This is a genomic window from Paenibacillus wynnii, from assembly GCF_030812855.1.
GTDB lineage: Bacteria > Bacillota > Bacilli > Paenibacillales > Paenibacillaceae > Paenibacillus_AQ > Paenibacillus_AQ wynnii_A.
The window spans coordinates 202,889-222,089 of the sequence record NZ_JAUSTK010000006.1 but is presented as its reverse complement, the minus strand read 5'-3'; the positions used below and the strand labels follow the sequence as shown (position 1 = coordinate 222,089).

The window sequence follows — 19,201 nt, the reverse complement described above, 5'->3', positions numbered from 1 at the left end:
CCGTCCCAAAGAGGTATATCCTCAAAATTAGCGGGTGAAATTCCCTCTAATTGCCCAAACGGGGTAGCGGGTGCAGAAATAGAGGGAGAAAACGCCTCTATTGGGCGGAATGGATTTCTGTCTTTCTGGTCACCTGTCAAGAACTGATATTAGTGTTGAGCCTTTATTATACATAGCAATTCAGAAATATTTCAACATATTGTTAACGGATTCATCTAACAACATCTTTTGTACTATTTGATTCGAGAGGAAAAAAACGATGATTGAGATTATGGCTACAAAATTGGCGGTAAGGATCAAGCTTATTGTTCCTGAACATCCTGCCTCGGAATCAGTACTGAAATTCGCATTAAGTCTGCTAATAAATGCAATCTCCATTATATTTTTTAGTTTGGTCATATCTTTGTTAACTGCGAAGACTCAAGAGACAGTAACCGTTCTGATTGCTTTCGCCATTTTGAGACAACTTACAGGCGGGTTTCACTTAAAGTCGGGTTTTTGGTGTGTAGTAGGGACTACATCCATAATATCAGTCATGTCCTTGCTGCAAACCAGTGCCCTTTGGATCCAAATCCTGAATATCACAGGAATTTTGTTAGTACTATTCTATGCACCTTCAGGAATCCAAAAACAATCCCGCATACCTTCGAAATATTATCCTTATTTGAAAATCGCAGCCGCTTTAATTGTAGCCTCTAACCTGCTAATTCAATCACCGATGTTGGCTCTATCTTTCTTCTTCCAAAGTGCAACGCTGATTAAGTTAAGGAGGTGAGATTTCATGTTCAAAAAAAGTATATATGCATTGGCTAGTGGTCTTTCATTGCTTGCGGTTATCATCGTCTCTACACCCAGCTTTCTGTTTGTTTATCAAGGTGAAACCCCGCGGGAGCTGCTTAAATAATTCCTTCCGACAGGGAGTTCAGGATACCACAGCTACTGCGAATTGAAAAAGGAGCCTTTCGGCTCCTTTTTTAGCTGTCTGGATATACTATTTTACAGTACATTAATAACTACAACGATATTACCGCGTGTAGCGCGGGAGTATGGGCATGCTCCATGAGCGGCTTCAGCGAGGGAAACGGCTGTTGCGTGATCTACTCCTTTTACAAGTACATCAAGCTTAACTGCAATCCCGAAGCCACCATCCTCCACTTTGCCAAAGCTTACCGTAGCAGTCACTTCACTACCCTCTATTTTCACTTTACCCATACGGGCAACCATATTCAGCGCACTATCGAAACAAGCGGAGTAACCGGCTGCGAACAATTGCTCAGGATTCGTACCTTCTCCGCCAGCACCGCCCATTTCGCGGGGGGTACTGATATCTAAACGCAGTTGAGGGCTGTCTGATTCGATAAAACCGTTTCGTCCTCCAATTGCTTTAACCGTAGTTTCGTACATTTTTTGTTGTATTACCATCATTAGTAATCTCTCCCGTTCCATCTAATGTATTGTACACAATATAATTTAACACAAAATTAATAATAGTCAATTTATTTTTTGCTATTAACATGAAGTTAATATCGTTTTATGATAAAATGAGGGCAAGAAGGCAGGTGAATAAGACATGGAAAAAAAGACAACAACTCCTGAACTGCTGCTTGAAAATCAACTTTGTTTTACGATATATGCCTGTTCACGCGAGATTACTAAACTGTATCAGCCTTATTTGGACAAGATCGGTGTGACCTATTCGCAGTATCTTGTAATGCTCGTCTTATGGGAGAAACAGCAATGCACTGTGAAGGAAATTGGAGAGGCGCTTTTCCTGGATTCAGGAACTTTAACTCCGTTGCTCAAGCGGTTGCAGGCTGCCGGTCTAATTATACGTGAGCGTTCCCTACAGGATGAGCGTAAGGTACTCATCTCTTTGACTGAACAAGGCTGGGCTTTACAGGCGGAAGCAGCATGTATTCCTAGCAAGATGATGGAGGGAACAATTATGTCCGGCAAGGAGTTCGAAGATCTGCTGGGACAGTTCAAAAGCTTGCTCAGTCGGGTCCATGAAGTGAATGTAAGCACACCTCGGAGATAGCCCAAAGTGATTTGTCAAGGTGATTGATCTCGTTACGGCATGAAACCGAGCGAAAATATGTGTATATATGATGATTATTTTTAAGGAAAGCGTTTTAAAAACATGTTACACTATTCTGGGTTTCATTATTAGACATATAAGAAAGTATAGTTGGAATTCATACTTTGCTTCATATGTCGCTCGGAGAAACAAAGCCGTCCCTGAAGGGACGGTCAACCGTTTCTACTAGTTCCGGGAAGTGTATATTGTACCGGCCTGGACCATACCCCGCGGCAATCAAAACGGAAAGCGGAGCTGCAGGCAGCCTGCAGGACACCGCAACACTTTAGGAGGCTTCCGGAATGAATATCCACGAGTATCAGGGAAAAGAAGTGTTGAAGAAGTACGGAGTCACAGTGCCTAATGGAAAAGTGGCTTATACAGTGGAGGAAGCAGTTCAAGCAGCTGAATCCCTGAAAAGTCCGGTAGTTGTGGTAAAAGCCCAGATCCATGCCGGTGGACGCGGTAAAGCTGGTGGGGTAAAAGTAGCCAAAAGTATCGACGAGGTACGGAGTTATGCAACTGAAATCCTAGGCAAAACATTGGTTACCCACCAGACAGGACCAGAAGGAAAAGTAGTCAAGCGGCTGCTTATTGAGGAAGGCTGTCAAATCGTTAAGGAGTATTACATCGGATTGGTTGTAGACCGCGGTTCCGGCCGGGTCGTTATGATGGCTTCCGAAGAAGGCGGAACAGAAATTGAGGAAGTTGCGGAAACGCATCCGGAGAAGATTTTCAAGGAAATTATTGATCCGGCTGTGGGTCTGCAGACATTCCAGGCTCGTAAGCTCGCCTACAGTATTGCTATTCCCAATGAGCTTGTCGGTAAAACGGTCAAGTTTATGCAAGCGTTATATTCAGCTTTCGTGGATAAAGATTGCTCAATCGCGGAGATCAATCCACTGGTTGTTACGGCTGATGGAGAGATTATTGCCTTGGATGCCAAGCTTAATTTTGACTCGAATGCATTGTTCCGTCATAAGGACATCTTGGAGCTTCGCGATTTCGATGAAGAGGACGAGAAGGAAATTGAAGCTTCGAAATATGATTTAAGCTACATAGCGCTAGACGGCAATATCGGCTGTATGGTGAATGGGGCAGGTCTGGCGATGGCTACAATGGATATTATTAAATATTACGGCGGAGAACCTGCTAACTTCCTGGATGTAGGGGGCGGAGCCACTACAGAAAAGGTTACAGAGGCTTTCAAGATCATTTTGTCGGATTCGAAGGTTAACGGAATTTTTGTTAATATATTTGGCGGTATTATGCGTTGTGACGTCATTGCTAATGGTGTAGTGGAAGCTGCCGGCCAACTTGGCTTAACGAAACCGCTTGTTGTGCGTCTCGAAGGAACAAATGTAGAACTTGGCAAGCAGATTCTGGCTGGATCGGGGCTGAATATCGTACCTGCAGATTCAATGGCAGATGGAGCCCGTAAGATCGTTGCTCTTGTACAGTGATAAAGGAAGTTTAATCTCGTTGATCGTATTGACCATTAAAGTAGGGATGTGACACGCATGAGCATTCTTGTAGATAAAAATACGAAAGTTATCACGCAAGGCATAACGGGTTCAACCGGGTTATTCCACACAAAGGGAGCATTGGATTACGGCACACAAATGGTCGGCGGAGTTACACCGGGTAAAGGCGGAACCTTTGTTAACATCCAATTGGAAAAGGGTGGAGAGGTAAGCCTTCCGGTCTTTGACACCGTAGTTGCAGCCAAAGCGGCAACAGGAGCGACTGCCAGTGTAATCTATGTACCTCCAGCATTTGCAGCCGATTCTATTATGGAAGCGGTCGATGCTGAGCTAGACCTGGTCATTTGTATTACAGAGGGCATTCCTGTGTTGGATATGGTCAAAGTTTCCCGTTATATGGAAGGAAAATCAACAGTACTGATTGGCCCGAACTGTCCAGGGGTTATAACTCCAGGGGAGTGTAAGATTGGTATTATGCCAGGTTATATTCATATGCCGGGTTATGTTGGAGTCATTTCACGCAGCGGTACACTGACTTACGAAGCTGTTCACCAGTTAACTACTCGTGGAATCGGGCAATCTTCTGCTGTGGGTATCGGTGGCGACCCTGTTAAGGGCTCGGAGTTTATAGACATACTGAAGATGTTTAATGAAGATCCGGGTACCAAAGCAGTTATCATGATCGGCGAAATTGGCGGAACTGCCGAAGAGGAAGCTGCGGTTTGGATACGTGATAACATGGTGAAACCCGTTGTTGGCTTCATAGGTGGCGCAACCGCACCTCCAGGCAAACGGATGGGTCATGCAGGAGCTATTATATCCGGCGGTAAAGGAACAGCGAGTGAAAAGATCGCTGTCTTGGAATCCTGTGGAATCAAAGTAGCACCAACACCTGCGGAAATGGGCTCCACGCTGGTAAGTGTGCTTGAAGAACGCGGTATTTTGGATGCTTGTACAACCCACTAAGGATAATGAGTGTTAGCCGCCTTCTTTAATATCTTTTGGATAAAATCTCCACAATATCTTGCGATTCAGTTATAATCATATCAAAGGTAAGCAACCTTTTGTTCCCACAAGGGAATGAAAGGTTGCTTTTTTTGCGTTTTTACGCACAAATGGCAATCTGAATTAAGGGTTATCGTGGTTCATAGGGGTTTATAGGTCTTCAGTTATACACAATAAGGAAGGGAACTCCTTCCATGACAGGGAGAGATTGCGGATGCTCGATCGTGATTTGTTATTCGGATTAAATGAAGTGGAAGGTATCGGCTGGAAAACCATTTATAAAATTAGTAAAGCAGGTAACTTGTCTAACAAGCTCTTCAAAGCTTCCAGTGAAGAATGGGAGAATTTCGGATTAAAAGAGAATATGTCGATAAAACTCGCCGCGAGCTTTACCGAAGCATGGATTTCTACACGTTACTCTTTAATGAAAGAAAGTGGTGTGGGGCTGCTTACGATTTTGGATGAGGAGTATCCTGAACTTCTTAAGGAAACGGCTCAGCCCCCTTGGGTCATCTATTACCGGGGGAGACTTGAGTTAATATCCCGTCCTTCGGTCGCCATGGTTGGAACCCGCATCCCTACGTCATATGGCCGTAAGGTTGGTTCGTTTTTGGCAGAAGAACTTAGTGAAGCCGGGTTAACCGTTGTGAGTGGACTTGCCCGAGGCATCGACAGCGTATGTCATGAAGCATCGCTACTGAAACGGGGAGGAACCATTGCTGTAATTGCTACAGGAATGGATAAGGTGTATCCTCCGGAAAATCGAGACTTGCTGCGGCAAATTGCGCAGGATGGTCTGGTTTTATCCGAATACCCTATTGGAACCAAAAGTCACCCGGGTTTGTTCCCACAACGTAATCGCATTATAGCGGGTATTAGCCTTGGTACTGTGGTGGTTGAAGCAGACACCCGCAGCGGATCGTTAATTACATCGGACGCAGCTTTAGAGGCTGGAAGGGATGTATTTGCTGTACCCGGACCTATCACCTCTCCCAAAAGCAGGGGAGCACTTGAACTCATTAAACAAGGGGCGAAACTAGTAACCAGTACGGCGGATATCCTTGAGGAATATACTCATTATTTGTCGAAGCCAGACCCCTCCCAGAAAGAAAACGCCTCCATAGTGTCTGATTCAAAAGACTCGATAATTGAAAAAAAATTGACAAGAGAGGAGTTCCAACTATACCATATACTGCATCAGGGCCCATTTACCCTTGATGAGCTGCTTGCACGGAGTCGGTGGGATTTTGGACATTTGCATTCAGTTCTGTTATCTTTAATCATAAAAAAAGCGGTATCACAATTACCAGGCGCTATTTATAAGGTAATTTAATATAGAAGCTTACGTAGTACACGAGGAGGACGAATTTGTGGCTGATGTATTAGTCATTGTCGAATCGCCAGCTAAGGCGAAAACAATCGGCAAATATTTGGGCAGTAAATATATCGTAAAGGCATCCATGGGTCATATTAGGGATCTACCTAAAAGCCAGATCGGTGTAGAAGTTGAGAATGATTTCAATCCAAAATATATAACTATACGCGGAAAAGGTTCCATTCTGAAAGAGTTAAAAGACGCCAGGAAGAAAGTAAAAAAAGTGTATCTCGCAGCTGACCCGGATCGTGAGGGAGAAGCGATTGCTTGGCACTTGGCGCATGCGCTGGATTTGGATCAAACTGAGGAGTGCAGAGTTGTTTTTAACGAAATAACGAAGCAAGCTGTGAAAGATGCATTCAAGACACCGCGTAAAATTAATATGGATCTGGTTAATGCTCAGCAGGCGCGGCGGATTCTAGATCGGCTGGTTGGATATAAGATTAGTCCACTATTATGGAAGAAAGTCAAAAAGGGACTGTCGGCTGGGCGAGTGCAATCAGTTGCTGTTAAAATTATTATGGACCGTGAGAATGAAATATCTGATTTCGAGCCTACTGAATATTGGAGTATTACAGCCAAACTCGGTATAAGGGATTCTGTCTTTGAGGCTAAATTCCACAAATTTAAAGGTGAGAAAAAAGAGCTTCATCAAGAAAGTGATGTTCTAGAAGTTCTGGAAGCTATTAAGGATTCTGCTTTTACAGTAAAAGAAGTCAAGGAAAAAGAAAGACAACGCCATCCTTCAGCACCGTTTACAACAAGTTCCCTTCAGCAAGAGGCAGCAAGAAAGCTTGGCTTCCGCGCAGCCAAGACAATGTCAGTTGCCCAACAATTATATGAAGGTGTTGAGTTAGGGAAAGAGGGTACCGTGGGTTTAATCACCTATATGCGTACTGACTCGACTCGGGTATCCACCACTGCACAAGATGAGGCTAAAGAGCTGATTACTGGAAAATACGGTGAAAAGTTTTTGCCGGAAACGCCACGACAATATTCTAAAAAAGCCGCAAATGCTCAAGATGCCCATGAAGCCATCCGACCAACCTCAGTACTTCGTGAGCCTGAGCTGGTGAAAGAATTTATGAGCCGGGATCAGTTCCGCTTGTATAAGCTGGTATGGGAACGTTTTGTATCGAGCCAGATGGCTTCAGCAGTTCTAGATACACTTTCTGTAGATATTACAGCAGGTACTGCTATTTTCCGGGCCGTGGGTTCCAAGGTTTCATTTGCAGGCTTCATGAAGATTTACGTTGAAGGTAATGATGATGGCACTACGGATGAAGAAAAGTACCTGCCTCCTTTGGCAGCCGGGGACGATCTGGTCAAGCAGAACATCGAGCCGAAGCAGCATTTTACCCAGCCGCCTCCGCGATATACGGAAGCAAGATTGGTAAAAACGTTGGAAGAGCTGGGTATTGGCCGTCCGAGTACGTATGCACCAACACTTGAAACGATCCAAAAACGCGGTTACGTTGCTATTGAAGAGAAGAAGTTCATGCCTACCGAACTCGGGGAACTTGTAATTGAGCAAATGGAGCAATTCTTCCCGGAGATTCTAAACGTTGAGTTTACGGCTAATATGGAAGATGATCTTGACCATGTGGGTGAAGGCGCAGAGGATTGGGTCAAAGTGTTGGCCGAATTCTACGAGTCTTTTGAAAAACGCCTTGTGTTTGCAGAAGAAGAAATGAAAGAAATTGAGATTGAAGATGAAGTTTCTGATGAGTTTTGTGAGAAATGCGGAAAATCGATGGTTTATAAGCTGGGCCGCTTTGGTAAATTTTTGGCTTGCTCGGGCTTTCCGGATTGCCGTAATACGAAGCCTATCGTGAAAGATATTGGAGTAACCTGTCCAAAATGTAATGAAGGTAAGGTTGTTGAACGGCGGAGTAAAAAAGGGCGAGTATTCTATGGCTGCGATCAATATCCCGGCTGTGATTTCGTGTCATGGGATAGACCGTCCCTTAAGCCTTGTCCGGAATGTGGATCATGGATGATAGAGAAACGCAATAAGCAGGGAACTAAGCTGCAATGTACGTCATGTGACCATACTGAGGCAGTGGAAGACAACGAAGAATTAGCAGAATAAGAGTCTTTACAGGAGGTAAGGGAAGTTGACGGAAACAGCAAAGGTAACAGTAATAGGTGCGGGTCTGGCCGGTAGTGAAGCTGCTTGGCAGATTGCCTCGCGCGGGGTACCGGTAAGACTTTACGAAATGCGGCCTGTCGTTAAGACACCGGCGCATCATACAGATCAATTTGCAGAGCTCGTATGCAGCAATTCACTGCGCGCCAACGGATTAGGGAATGCAGTGGGTGTTCTGAAGGAAGAAATGCGCCGTTTGGATTCTCTGGTGCTTGGTGCTGCTGACCGTCATGCAGTACCTGCCGGTGGTGCACTTGCCGTTGACCGGGATGGGTTTTCCGGTGAAATCACAGCAACCTTGCATAACCATCCTTTGGTAGAGGTTATAAATGAAGAACTTACGCATATACCGGAGGAAGGGATTGTTGTTATTGCAACTGGCCCGCTGACTTCTCCGGCATTGTCTGCTGAAATTAAGGGTTTGTTTGGGGAAGAGTATTTTTACTTCTACGATGCAGCAGCTCCTATTGTTGAGAAGGATTCCATTGATATGAGCAAGGTATATCTGGCCTCCCGCTACGATAAAGGTGAGGCGGCATACCTAAACTGTCCGATGACGGAAGAGGAATTCGATGTTTTCTATGATGCACTCATTACGGCAGAGGTAGCTGCACTTAAAGATTTTGAGAAGGAAATATACTTTGAGGGCTGTATGCCCATTGAAATTATGATGAAGCGTGGCAAGCAAACCGCCCTGTTCGGGCCGATGAAGCCGGTTGGATTGTTAAATCCGAATACAGGGAAACTACCGTATGCAGTGGTTCAGTTACGTCAGGATAATGCCGCAGGAACGCTTTATAATCTTGTTGGCTTCCAGACTCACCTGAAGTGGGGAGAGCAAAAGCGAGTGTTCTCTCTTATCCCTGGGCTTGAGAATGCGGAATATGTCCGTTATGGCGTTATGCATCGCAATACCTTTATCAATTCTCCGAAGCTGCTTCATCCAACCTATCAAATGAAAGGTAAGGAACGACTGTTCTTTGCCGGACAAATGACTGGGGTGGAGGGATATGTAGAATCTGCCGCTTCAGGATTAATTGCCGGAATCAATGCAGCACGGGCAGCACTGGGTCAAGAGGGTCTTGTATTTCCATCGGAATGTGTATTGGGAAGCATGCCGGCCTATATCACCACCGCTGATCCGGAGCATTTCCAACCCATGAATGCGAATTTTGGATTATTACCGAAACCTGAGAAGAAAATACGTAGTAAAAAAGAAAAAAATGAGCTTCTTGCTCACCGCGCATTGGAAGCATTATCAGCTTTTGCTTCTCAGACGGGTCTCCCGTATACTGAGCCTGTAACCGAGGAGCAAGGTCTATCTTAAGGAGGTTCTAGAGATATGGTTCCCAGTTTTCATGCAACGACAATATGCGCAGTACGGCATGGCGGCCAGGCTGCTATCGCCGGTGATGGTCAGGTAACCTTCGGAGAAAGTGTCATTATGAAGACGACTGCCAAAAAAGTGCGGAGATTATACCGAGGACAAGTGATCGCAGGATTTGCGGGATCGGTCGCTGATGCAATCACATTGTTTGAGAAGTTTGAAGGTAAGCTGGAGGAGCATCATGGAAATCTGCAGCGTGCGGCAGTAGAACTTGCCAAGGATTGGCGGCAGGATCGCATACTTCGTAAGCTGGAAGCACTGATGATCGTTATGGATAAAGAAGGGATGCTCCTTATATCCGGTAATGGTGAAATTATTGAACCTGACGATGATGTTTTAGCTATTGGCTCTGGAGGTAATTTTGCATTGGCTTCCGGACGTGCCCTCAAGCGCCATGCTCCAACTCTCAGTGCGGCTGAAATTGCCAGAGAGGCTCTTCAAATAGCTTCTGAAATATGCGTATACACCAATTCCAATATTATTGTGGAACAATTGTAGGCCTCAGTGCCATAGAGAGATGGAGGAAGTATAGATGATAAATCAATCGCTTACACCCCGCCAAATCGTAGCTGAGCTGGATAAGTATATAGTGGGTCAGAAGCAAGCTAAGAAATCCGTGGCGGTTGCACTTCGCAATCGTTACCGCCGTAGTCTTCTAGCTGAGGAGTTGCGTGATGAGGTTGTACCGAAGAACATTCTAATGATTGGTCCTACAGGTGTCGGGAAAACAGAGATCGCCAGAAGACTTGCAAAGCTGGTCAATGCTCCATTCATTAAAGTGGAAGCAACCAAATTTACTGAAGTGGGCTATGTTGGACGCGATGTAGAATCAATGGTTCGTGATCTGGTAGAAACTTCAATTCGTATGGTGAAGTTCGAACGCACAGAAAAGGTTAAGGATCGTGCCGAGGAATTAGCTAACGAAAGAATTGTGAACATCCTAGTCCCTTCCACTTCCAAGAATAAAGGGCAACGGAATCCTTTTGAAATGATATTCGGTGGTAATAGTGGTGGACAGGACGATTCCAAAGAAGAAGTGGAACAGGACGGAAGCCTAAGTGAACGCCGTCGTGGAGTTCGCTTCAAGCTGCTGGCCGGCCAACTGGAAGATGACATCATTGAGGTGGATGTTGAGGATACTGCACCGTCAATGCTGGACATGTTTGCGGGTCAAGGAAATGACCAGATGGGTATGAACATGCAGGAGATGTTCGGAAGCCTCCTCCCAAAACGGACTAAGAAGCGTAAGCTCCCAATACGGGAAGCTCGCAAAGTACTGACTCAGGATGAGGCTTCTAAGCTCATTGATATGGACGATGTTATTCAGGAATCAGTTACCCGGGCGGAGCAAACGGGGATTATCTTTATTGATGAGATTGACAAGGTTGCAAGCCAAGGTAAAGGAGCGGGTCCCGATGTATCCCGGGAGGGTGTGCAGCGCGATATTCTACCGATTGTCGAAGGGTCGACAGTAATGACGAAATATGGCCCTGTAAAGACGGATTATGTGCTTTTCATGGCTGCCGGTGCCTTTCATATTGCTAAACCCTCCGACCTCATACCGGAGCTCCAGGGGCGCTTTCCGATCCGTGTAGAACTGAGTAGTCTTACGCTGGAGGATTTCGTTTCGATTTTAACTGAGCCGGAGAATGCACTTACGAAGCAGTATGTAAACTTATTGGCTACAGAGAATATTGAGATCCAATTTCAAAAAGAGGCCATATACGAAATTGCCAAGATAGCTGCTACTGTTAATCAGAACATGGAGAACATTGGTGCACGTCGACTTCACACCATTTTGGAGAAGTTGCTTGAGGATCTTTCATTCGAAGCTCCTGAGTTGACTCTTGACACAATGGTTATAACCCCCGAATACGTGCGTGATAAATTGGCAAGTATTGCTCTTGATCGAGATTTAAGTCAATATATTCTTTAATTTACAAATTTCGAATGGCTATTTCCTCAATTCGCCAAAAAGCTATAAAATTCATGTCAAGATATTGGAATTTAAATCCAAGATTTTCATAACTGAGCATGTATCTTCCAGTTAAATGCTAGTATATAGAAAAAATAAGAAATAAGCCCTCTCTTTCTTGAAAAGATAGGGCTTATTTCTTATTGTAATAATATATATTTTCCACGAAAATTAAGGTATGTAAATATGACTGTTTCCCGATCTACGACAGTATTCGACTTAAATTGGGCAGATAGCTACTAATTGTAGCCTTTTTTGTCGAAAAAGAAGGATTACAGGTAGTGTTGTGGAATTCTTTTCAATATGGTAGTTTTGGAAGGGGGATATTAATGGGATTGCTGAATAATGTCAGTTTTCAAAGAATGCAGGGAGGCATGGAAGCTGCCAACAAACGACAAAGTGTTCTTTCCAATAATGTCGCTAATGTGGATACACCGAATTTTAAACGGTCTGATGTCTCGTTCGAGAGCTTTCTGCAGCAGCAAGATAAAGGGCTGAAACCCCAACTCAGCGCGAAAGTTTCTGATTCGCGTCATTTTGCATTCGGAAATCAATTAGTTGTTCCAGCCTCGGTGGTCACTACCGATGAAGTTTCTTCGATGAATAACAATGATAATAATGTTGATATCGATCGGGAGATGGCACTCAGTGCAGAAAATCAGCTTAGGTATAACTCTTATATCCAACAAATTAATAGTCAGATATCAATGATGCGAACAGTTGTTGAGGGGAGATAACCTAGTATGAATTTTGGTAGCAGTTTTGGGATTAGCGCCTCGGCATTAACTGCACAGCGGTTGCGTATGGACGTAATTTCTTCCAACATCGCTAACGCTGAGACGACAAGGGCCTCGATGGTTGATGGGAAAGCGGTTCCTTACCGCCGGAAATTGGTTGTCCTTGAAGCAGCAGAAAGTAATAAGTTTTCAGATATTTTAAACAATAAAATGAACGGCGGCCCTAAAGGCGTTAAGGTACAGGCAATTACAGAGGATGCATCACCGCTTAAGCCTGTGTATAATCCGAGTCATCCCGATGCGGATGAGAATGGTTATGTATATATGCCTAACGTTGACGTAACGAAAGAAATGGTTGATATGCTATCCGCTTCCCGTTCCTATGAGGCAAATGTTACGATGCTTAATGCAAGTAAAGCCATGGTTAGCAAAGCTCTAGAGATTGGACGGTAATCATAGATACGTAAAGGAGGGAACATATTGATACAGAATTTAGCAATAGGTGCCCAAGCTGTTCAGCAGCTTGCTATGAAAACTCCAACGGCACAGTCTTCATCCATTCCAACTGATTCATCACAAAGCTTTAGTTCATACCTTGAAGATGCTCTGAACCAGGTAGCTAATCAGGAGCAGCAAGCTAAAGTTATGAATAATAAATTTGTACTTGGTGAAGTAAATGTAGATGAAGCACTAATCTCTTCCCAGCAGGCATTGCTAAGTTTGCAGTTGACTACACAAGTCCGGAACAAAGTGATTGAAGCCTATCAGGAAATTATGAGAACTCAGATATAGATATCCTAGCTTAGTTTCGGATGGGGTGACACTGTGAATGAAAGATTTGCCCAGTACAGAGACAAGGGTGTTCAGTACTGGAATAGATTCAGCAGTAGACAAAAGATATTATTCTTTTCGACACTGTTTATCATTATTATCGTCATCGTTGTTATAACGATGCAGCTTTCAAAAACCGAGTATGAGGTAGCCTTTCAGGATTTGGATAGTACGGATTCGGCTGCAGTTATGACTTATTTAGACACGTCGGGTATTTCATACCAATTAAGCTCGGATGGGAAGAGCATTTCTGTACCTAGTACGGAGGCTGCTCGGATTAAAGTAGACATAGGTTCTCAGGGGATAGTTCAGGGAGGATCAATCGGGTATAAAGTATTTGATGAAAACTCTTCAATGATCGGAACGACAGACAATGAGTTTGATGTAAAGTATAATAATGCTCTTAACGGTGAAGTTGAACAGTTAATGAGAAGAATGCAAGGGATTAAAGATGCAAAGGTATTAATTAATTTGCCGAAAGAGACGGTATTTGCTTCGCAGGCAGATCAAGAGAAGGCCTCTGCTTCGGTAGTACTATCATTCAATCCAGGGTTCAGACCGAGTCAAGATAATATTGACGGCTATTTCAACCTTGTTAAGACAGCTGTACCGAATCTTCCGATTGAGAATATTACGATAGCTAACAATGAAGTTGAACTTAAGCCTACATCATTGGGTGGTCAAGCAGGGGTGTCGAGTCAGATTGAAGAGAACTTCACCATGCAAAAGAAATTCGAAGAAGAAGTCAAAAAGAATGTAAAACAATTTCTTAGTACCCTAACAGGTCCTAACAAAGTGGACGTGCTTGTATTTTCTAAGCTGAACTTTGATAAAGAGAGCCGCAAGGAAGATTTGGTATCGCCAGTGGATGCTGAAAATATGAAGGGAATAGAAATCAGTTCTCAAATTATCAGTAATTCATTTTCAGGACAAGGAAATACGAGTGGTGGTGTAGCGGGTACTGGTTCAGAGGATGTGGCAGGTTATCCTTCGGGTACCGATACTGGTACATCCTCTTCTGAGGAATCATCAGAGACCAGGAACTATGAAGTTAACCATATTACCAAGGATATTATAGCTAGCCCATACACTGTTAAAGATTTAACCATAAATGTTGCAGTTGAACCACCTACCGGTCAAACAACTTTGGATCAAACGACAAAAGACGCTATACAGAACATTTTAGTGAATATAGTGCGTGCTTCATTGGCTGATTCTGGTATTGATTATACAGACGCAGACTTGAGTAAAAAAGTTTCGGTGCACTCTCAACAGTTTGGTAGTAACGCTGCCGCAGCTGCTGCGAGCAAACTGGCAAACTGGATGATTTGGGCTATTGGCGCGGGAGCACTAGTTATTGGAGCAGGAGCAGGTTATCTCTTCTATCGTAGTCGCAGAAAGCAAGCGGAAGTGGAAGAAGAAGATGTACCGTTACAGGTTCCTACCGAGTTTCCATCCATCAATATGGATAGCATAACGAACGAAAGTCAAGTACGTAAACAGCTGGAAAGTCTGGCCAAGAAGAAGCCGGATGAATTCGTAAATCTTCTACGTACATGGCTTGCTGACGAACAGAGGTGAAGGAATGGCAAAAGCTAGCCAGCAGGGATTAAGCGGTCGACAAAAAGCCGCAATCCTGCTTATCACACTAGGACCTGAAGTATCTGCTCAAATATTCAAACATTTACGGGATGAAGAAATCGAACAGCTGACTCTTGAAATAGCCAATGTCCGCAAAGTAGACAGTGGTGAAAAAGAATCAATTATGTCGGAGTTTCACCAGATATGTCTTGCCCAGGAATATATATCACAAGGCGGTATTAACTACGCCAAAGAAATCCTGGAGAAGGCGCTCGGTCAGACAAAAGCGATGGAAGTCATTAATCGTCTGACAGCTACTTTGCAGGTTAGACCTTTTGACTTTGCGCGCAAAGCTGATCCGAATCAAATTCTCAACTTTATTCAGAACGAGAATGTTCAGACGATCGCACTGGTACTTTCGTATCTCCAGTTTGAACAGGCTGCAGCGATCCTCTCCTCTCTTCCTCAAGAGAAACAAGCCGAGGTGGCGAGACGGATTGCTATTATGGACAGCACTTCTCCGGAGGTCATCTCACAGATTGAGCGCGTTCTGGAACAGAAGCTGTCAGCAACGGTTACACAGGATTATACGAATGCTGGCGGTATCGAATCTATCGTACAAATTCTGAATGGAGTAGACCGGGGAACGGAGCGTACAATTCTGGATTCACTGGAAATACAGGATCCGGAACTTGCCGAAGAAATCAAAAAGCGGATGTTCGTATTCGAGGATATTGTCAATGTGGACAACCGTTCGATCCAAAGAATTATCAGAGATATCGAAAATGCGGATTTGCAGCTGGCATTGAAGGTCGCAAGCGAAGATGTGCGGGATGTTATTTTCCGAAATATGTCCAAGCGTATGGCTGAAACATTCAGGGAAGAAATGGAGTACATGGGACCCGTTCGGTTGCGTGATGTAGAAGAAGCACAGACCCGAATTGTAGGAACTATCCGCAGGTTGGAAGAGTCCGGTGAAATCATCATCGCACGTGGTGGAGGAGATGACATTATTGTCTAAGCTGATCAAACACTCCCAATACGTCCCTGTAGATGTTCTGAAAAGACTGGAACAAGCCCGGCATCACGCGGGCCTTTCCCATGAGCTTGGTTCAGAAGAACCTGCTGAGGAGATACACTATCATGACCCTTCACGGGAGGAAGCTGAACTTGCCCGCAAGCAGATGCTTCGAGATGCTCAAGAGTTTGCTGAGGGGCAAGTGAGAAATGCCTCGGAACAAGCTGAATTCATCAAGGAGTCAGCGCGGTTGGAAGTTGATCAATGGTGGCTTCAGCGTCGGGAACAGGATGAACATCTCATTGAGGTAGTGAAGTCTGAGGCTTATCAGCAAGGTTATCAGGAGGGTGTATCTCAGGCCGAGGAAGAAATGAAGCGGAAAGTTGCCGAGATGATGGAAGAAGCTAGGAATGTGCTAGCGGATGCTTACAGGGCAAGAGACGTCATCATTCAGGAAGCTGAACCCTTTTTGGTAGAACTTAGCTGCGGTATTGCCGAAAAAATTGTGGAGAAACAGCTTACGATAGAGCCCGAGTTCACAATGGATATAATAAAAAAGAATTTAGCGCGCAAACGTGAGCAGGGGTTGATATCCCTTTGTGTATCACCATCCCAGTTCATATTTGTAAACGCAGCCCGGGAAGAGCTATCGCTCGCCATTGATTCACAGGCTGAACTGCAAATTTTGCCTGATTCGACGGTTAAGGATCACGGTTGTGTAATCCGTTCTTCATTTGGCAGTATTGATGCACGAATCGACACCCAGCTAGCGGAGATCAAGAAAGAGCTTTTAAGAATCGCTCTGGATACCGAGGAAGGCAAAAATGGTGAAGAAAATGCTTGATAGTAAGCGTTATAAAGAACAGTTGCTTAATTTTGATCCCGTCAGAGTTAACGGTAAAGTCACTCAGGTTATCGGTCTCATGGTAGAATCCGAAGGTCCGGATGCTAGCATAGGCGATGTATGTTACATCTATCCCTCAAAAGGGACTAAACCACTTAAGGCTGAAGTTGTAGGATTTCGGGATAATAAAGTACTTCTGATGCCGTTGGGTGAACTGCAAGCTATTGGTCCCGGCTGTGATGTGGTGGGAACTGGCAAGCCGTTGAGTGTGCAAGTAGGTTCTGAGCTTCTTGGCAAGGTATTGGATGGTTTGGGACAACCTTTAGATGGTTCACTGATTCCGGCTCGTATGCCGCATAGCTCCACCTTCAACATCCCGTCTAATCCATTGAACCGACCAAGAGTGCAGGAGCCAATTAGTATAGGGGTTAGAGCAATAGATGGGCTGTTGACTATTGGCAAAGGACAGCGGGTTGGCATATTTGCAGGTTCAGGTGTAGGTAAAAGCACACTTATGGGTATGATCGCCCGAAATACATCGGCAGATGTCAACGTCATTGCATTAATAGGTGAGCGGGGCAGGGAAGTTTTGGATTTCATAGAACGTGATTTAGGGCCTGAGGGTCTACAGCGTTCTGTAGTAATCGTAGCTACCTCTGACCAGCCGGCACTCATAAGAATTAAAGGAGCATTAATCGCCACAACGATTGCTGAGTACTTCCGGGATCGTGGACTAAATGTCATGCTGATGATGGATTCTGTTACCCGGTACGCGATGGCACAACGTGAAGTGGGTCTTGCAGTCGGCGAGCCGCCAGCTATGCGAGGGTATACACCTTCTGTGTTTGCGAGCCTTCCTAAGCTCCTTGAAAGGGCTGGTACAGGCCCTCTAGGTTCAATAACTGCCTTTTATACCGTTCTGGTTGACGGAGATGATATGAACGAACCCATTGCGGATGCCGTTCGGGGGATTCTGGACGGTCATATTGTTCTAAACCGAAGTATTGCCAACAAAGGTCACTTTCCTGCAATTGATGTGCTTTCCAGTATTAGTCGGGTTATGAAAGATATAGCGACTGAAGAACAAATAGATGCTGCAGAGAATGTAAAAAGACTCATGGCGGTCTATAAGGATTCGGAAGATTTAATTAATATCGGGGCCTATCAGAGAGGCTCTAACGCGCAAATTGACGAGTCCATACAGTATATCGACAGCATTTGGAATTTCACCAAACAAAAGGTGAATGAAAAAGTGACGTTAGCCGAAGTTCAAGATTCCTTAATTTCTCAATTCTCAAGGAGCTGAATCTGAATTATGAAATTTCATTATCCTTTTCAAAAAGTTGTGGATTTGAAGGGCAATGAAAAGACACAGGCGGAGTGGATACTTTCAACCGCGCTTGGGGAACTGCAAGCCCAGGAAAAAAGTCTTAATGAATTGATGGTTCAGCGAAGTGAAGTCATTCGTTCTTTGCAAAGTTCAGTAGAACAAAAAACATCTATGATTAAAATTCGCGAATTACAGGACTATGTGGACTATCTGGATAAATGTATTGTCCGCAAGCATTCAGAGATCTTTAATGCACATCAGGAGGTCCAACATAAGCAAGATCAGCTAAGTACGAAGGTATTGGATGAAAAGGTGTGGCTGAAGGCTAAGGACAAGGCTCAGGTGCTGTTTCAGCACAGCATGAATTTACGGGAACAAAACGAATTGGATGAGATAGCTACGGTCCGGTTCGCGATGAAATCCCTCTAAACCCGGAGGTTTCCGCTAGTGGCGAAGAATGAAATGGAACTTGATAATGAAGAATCAGCTGGTAAATTTGAGCGGTTTCTATTTTTGATGATACCTATTATTTTTACACTTGTATTATTGGGAGTATTGCTGACTCTTTTTAATATGGATATCCGCAATAATGTGCTAACCCTTGCGAACAAAATACCGATAGTAGAAAAGTGGGTTCCCGATCCTGTAACAGATCCTGCTTTGGATGAGAAGCAGCAGGCTGAGGAACAGGCCGCCAGCTCAGAAACAACAATTAAAGAACTTAAAGCCAAGCTGGCTGAGCAGAGTGAAACCCTGAAGAAAGTTACTGAGGAAAAAGTGGCTCAGGAGACGCAGGTGCAGGCGCTTCAATCACAGATTAAAGGTATTGAGGAGTCAGCAGCCGCTACTAAGGAAGATACTGTTAGCGAAGAGGACGCCTACCAAAAGCAGGTTACCGACTTAGCCAAACTGTACGCAGGAATGAAGGCTTCCAAAGCTGCGCCGATTATGGAGAACTTAACGACAGAAGAAATGGTGCAGATCTTCAGCGTCATGAACAATGCGAGTAAAACTGCTATTCTGGAAAAAATGACCCCTGAAACGGCTGCTGAGGTGTCTGTAAAGTTAAAGGAAAATACAACTTCAACTGATTTGTCGATTGCGGCCCTTCAATCAAGATTGAAGAAAGAGTCCGGTACAACAGCATCCACATCAGGAAGCAGCACAAACCTTGATAAGGAAAAGCTTAACCAAACATTTACAACAATGCCGGCTGCTGAAGCAGCTAAGTTGTTGAGTGAGATGTACAAAATCAGTCCAGATAAAGTGGTTACGATTTTGAGCAGTGTTGGTGATAGTGTCAGATCCTCTATTTTGGGGGAAATGACCAAAAATGATAGTACACAAACAGCTACTATTGTAAACCGGTTAATGGGCGCTAAATAAGACTTGAAGGGAGGTGAAAAAA

At 44.3% G+C, this 19,201-nt stretch carries 20 protein-coding genes; 19 read left to right on the top strand and 1 reads right to left on the bottom strand.

Features of this window, described 5'->3' with window-relative positions:
- The first annotated feature begins 259 nt into the window (after nucleotides 1-259).
- Together J2T20_RS09020 and J2T20_RS09015 are read left to right on the top strand one after the other, a co-directional pair.
- Nucleotides 260-775 carry an accessory gene regulator ArgB-like protein gene (locus tag J2T20_RS09020; RefSeq protein WP_307587594.1) on the top strand — a complete coding sequence of 172 codons (516 nt, stop codon included), beginning with the start codon at nucleotides 260-262 and terminating at the stop codon, nucleotides 773-775.
- 6 nt (nucleotides 776-781) lie between these two features.
- A complete protein-coding gene (locus J2T20_RS09015; protein ID WP_307587592.1) occupies nucleotides 782-904 on the top strand; it encodes a cyclic lactone autoinducer peptide in 123 nt (40 codons plus the stop codon).
- A gap of 92 nt (nucleotides 905-996) precedes the next feature.
- On the opposite strand, the gene J2T20_RS09010 is transcribed toward J2T20_RS09015, so the two are convergent.
- Nucleotides 997-1,425 carry an organic hydroperoxide resistance protein gene (locus J2T20_RS09010; RefSeq protein ID WP_307587591.1) on the bottom strand — a complete coding sequence of 143 codons (429 nt, stop codon included), beginning with the start codon at nucleotides 1,423-1,425 and terminating at the stop codon, nucleotides 997-999.
- Between the two features lie 145 nt (nucleotides 1,426-1,570).
- Between J2T20_RS09010 and J2T20_RS09005 the strand changes: the two genes are divergently transcribed.
- The 17 genes from J2T20_RS09005 (at nucleotide 1,571) to J2T20_RS08925 (ending at nucleotide 19,179) form a co-directional block, all read left to right on the top strand.
- Nucleotides 1,571-2,038, top strand: a complete 468-nt coding sequence (locus J2T20_RS09005; protein ID WP_307587590.1) for a MarR family winged helix-turn-helix transcriptional regulator — start codon at nucleotides 1,571-1,573, stop codon at nucleotides 2,036-2,038.
- Nucleotides 2,039-2,379: 341 nt separating this feature from the next.
- The gene (gene sucC, locus J2T20_RS09000; protein WP_307587589.1) at nucleotides 2,380-3,540 is read left to right on the top strand and encodes an ADP-forming succinate--CoA ligase subunit beta; all 1,161 of its coding nucleotides are present in this window, start codon (nucleotides 2,380-2,382) and stop codon (nucleotides 3,538-3,540) included.
- A 57-nt stretch (nucleotides 3,541-3,597) separates the two neighbouring features.
- Nucleotides 3,598-4,527, top strand: coding sequence for a succinate--CoA ligase subunit alpha (gene sucD, locus J2T20_RS08995; protein WP_307587588.1), 930 nt, complete (start codon nucleotides 3,598-3,600; stop codon nucleotides 4,525-4,527).
- A gap of 253 nt (nucleotides 4,528-4,780) precedes the next feature.
- Nucleotides 4,781-5,899: a DNA-processing protein DprA gene (dprA, locus tag J2T20_RS08990; protein ID WP_307587587.1), complete on the top strand. Its 1,119-nt coding sequence runs from the start codon at nucleotides 4,781-4,783 to the stop codon at nucleotides 5,897-5,899.
- A 37-nt stretch (nucleotides 5,900-5,936) separates the two neighbouring features.
- Nucleotides 5,937-8,033, top strand: coding sequence for a type I DNA topoisomerase (topA, locus tag J2T20_RS08985; RefSeq protein WP_307587585.1), 2,097 nt, complete (start codon nucleotides 5,937-5,939; stop codon nucleotides 8,031-8,033).
- A gap of 25 nt (nucleotides 8,034-8,058) precedes the next feature.
- Nucleotides 8,059-9,417, top strand: a complete 1,359-nt coding sequence (gene trmFO / locus J2T20_RS08980; RefSeq protein ID WP_307587584.1) for an FADH(2)-oxidizing methylenetetrahydrofolate--tRNA-(uracil(54)-C(5))-methyltransferase TrmFO — start codon at nucleotides 8,059-8,061, stop codon at nucleotides 9,415-9,417.
- Between the two features lie 15 nt (nucleotides 9,418-9,432).
- Nucleotides 9,433-9,975, top strand: coding sequence for an ATP-dependent protease subunit HslV (gene hslV / locus J2T20_RS08975; RefSeq protein ID WP_307587583.1), 543 nt, complete (start codon nucleotides 9,433-9,435; stop codon nucleotides 9,973-9,975).
- 34 nt (nucleotides 9,976-10,009) lie between these two features.
- A complete protein-coding gene (gene hslU, locus J2T20_RS08970; RefSeq protein ID WP_307587582.1) occupies nucleotides 10,010-11,413 on the top strand; it encodes an ATP-dependent protease ATPase subunit HslU in 1,404 nt (467 codons plus the stop codon).
- A gap of 368 nt (nucleotides 11,414-11,781) precedes the next feature.
- Nucleotides 11,782-12,189, top strand: coding sequence for a flagellar basal body rod protein FlgB (flgB, locus tag J2T20_RS08965; RefSeq protein ID WP_307587580.1), 408 nt, complete (start codon nucleotides 11,782-11,784; stop codon nucleotides 12,187-12,189).
- Nucleotides 12,190-12,195: 6 nt separating this feature from the next.
- Nucleotides 12,196-12,642 carry a flagellar basal body rod protein FlgC gene (gene flgC / locus J2T20_RS08960; protein WP_307587578.1) on the top strand — a complete coding sequence of 149 codons (447 nt, stop codon included), beginning with the start codon at nucleotides 12,196-12,198 and terminating at the stop codon, nucleotides 12,640-12,642.
- A gap of 27 nt (nucleotides 12,643-12,669) precedes the next feature.
- On the top strand, nucleotides 12,670-12,981 hold the full coding sequence (gene fliE / locus J2T20_RS08955) for a flagellar hook-basal body complex protein FliE (protein ID WP_307587576.1): 312 nt from the start codon (nucleotides 12,670-12,672) through the stop codon (nucleotides 12,979-12,981).
- A gap of 33 nt (nucleotides 12,982-13,014) precedes the next feature.
- Nucleotides 13,015-14,601 (top strand): flagellar basal-body MS-ring/collar protein FliF, encoded by a 1,587-nt coding sequence (gene fliF, locus J2T20_RS08950; protein ID WP_307587574.1) that lies wholly within the window; start codon nucleotides 13,015-13,017, stop codon nucleotides 14,599-14,601.
- Nucleotides 14,602-14,605: 4 nt separating this feature from the next.
- The gene (fliG, locus tag J2T20_RS08945; RefSeq protein WP_307587572.1) at nucleotides 14,606-15,622 is read left to right on the top strand and encodes a flagellar motor switch protein FliG; all 1,017 of its coding nucleotides are present in this window, start codon (nucleotides 14,606-14,608) and stop codon (nucleotides 15,620-15,622) included.
- On the top strand, nucleotides 15,615-16,463 hold the full coding sequence (locus J2T20_RS08940; RefSeq protein WP_307587570.1) for a FliH/SctL family protein: 849 nt from the start codon (nucleotides 15,615-15,617) through the stop codon (nucleotides 16,461-16,463). Before fliG ends, J2T20_RS08940 begins: the two co-directional genes overlap by 8 nt.
- Entirely contained in the window at nucleotides 16,444-17,769 is a 1,326-nt protein-coding gene (gene fliI, locus J2T20_RS08935; RefSeq protein WP_307587568.1) for a flagellar protein export ATPase FliI, read from the top strand. Before J2T20_RS08940 ends, fliI begins: the two co-directional genes overlap by 20 nt.
- Nucleotides 17,770-17,778: 9 nt before the next feature.
- Nucleotides 17,779-18,222, top strand: coding sequence for a flagellar export protein FliJ (gene fliJ / locus J2T20_RS08930; RefSeq protein ID WP_307587566.1), 444 nt, complete (start codon nucleotides 17,779-17,781; stop codon nucleotides 18,220-18,222).
- Between the two features lie 18 nt (nucleotides 18,223-18,240).
- Complete coding sequence (locus J2T20_RS08925; protein WP_307587564.1) at nucleotides 18,241-19,179, top strand: MotE family protein; 939 nt, start codon at nucleotides 18,241-18,243, stop codon at nucleotides 19,177-19,179.
- The last annotated feature ends 22 nt before the right edge of the window (nucleotides 19,180-19,201 follow it).

Bases quoted from the DNA above. Each gene is read 5' to 3' on its own strand.
- J2T20_RS09020 (WP_307587594.1), top strand. From the start codon at position 260: ATGATTGAGATTATGGCTACAAAATTGGCGGTAAGGATCAAGCTTATT.
- J2T20_RS09015 (WP_307587592.1), top strand. From the start codon at position 782: ATGTTCAAAAAAAGTATATATGCATTGGCTAGTGGTCTTTCATTGCTT.
- J2T20_RS09010 (WP_307587591.1), bottom strand. From the start codon at position 1,425: ATGATGGTAATACAACAAAAAATGTACGAAACTACGGTTAAAGCAATT.
- J2T20_RS09005 (WP_307587590.1), top strand. From the start codon at position 1,571: ATGGAAAAAAAGACAACAACTCCTGAACTGCTGCTTGAAAATCAACTT.
- sucC (WP_307587589.1), top strand. From the start codon at position 2,380: ATGAATATCCACGAGTATCAGGGAAAAGAAGTGTTGAAGAAGTACGGA.
- sucD (WP_307587588.1), top strand. From the start codon at position 3,598: ATGAGCATTCTTGTAGATAAAAATACGAAAGTTATCACGCAAGGCATA.
- dprA (WP_307587587.1), top strand. From the start codon at position 4,781: ATGCTCGATCGTGATTTGTTATTCGGATTAAATGAAGTGGAAGGTATC.
- hslV (WP_307587583.1), top strand. From the start codon at position 9,433: ATGGTTCCCAGTTTTCATGCAACGACAATATGCGCAGTACGGCATGGC.
- hslU (WP_307587582.1), top strand. From the start codon at position 10,010: ATGATAAATCAATCGCTTACACCCCGCCAAATCGTAGCTGAGCTGGAT.
- flgB (WP_307587580.1), top strand. From the start codon at position 11,782: ATGGGATTGCTGAATAATGTCAGTTTTCAAAGAATGCAGGGAGGCATG.
- flgC (WP_307587578.1), top strand. From the start codon at position 12,196: ATGAATTTTGGTAGCAGTTTTGGGATTAGCGCCTCGGCATTAACTGCA.
- fliG (WP_307587572.1), top strand. From the start codon at position 14,606: ATGGCAAAAGCTAGCCAGCAGGGATTAAGCGGTCGACAAAAAGCCGCA.
- fliI (WP_307587568.1), top strand. From the start codon at position 16,444: ATGGTGAAGAAAATGCTTGATAGTAAGCGTTATAAAGAACAGTTGCTT.
- fliJ (WP_307587566.1), top strand. From the start codon at position 17,779: ATGAAATTTCATTATCCTTTTCAAAAAGTTGTGGATTTGAAGGGCAAT.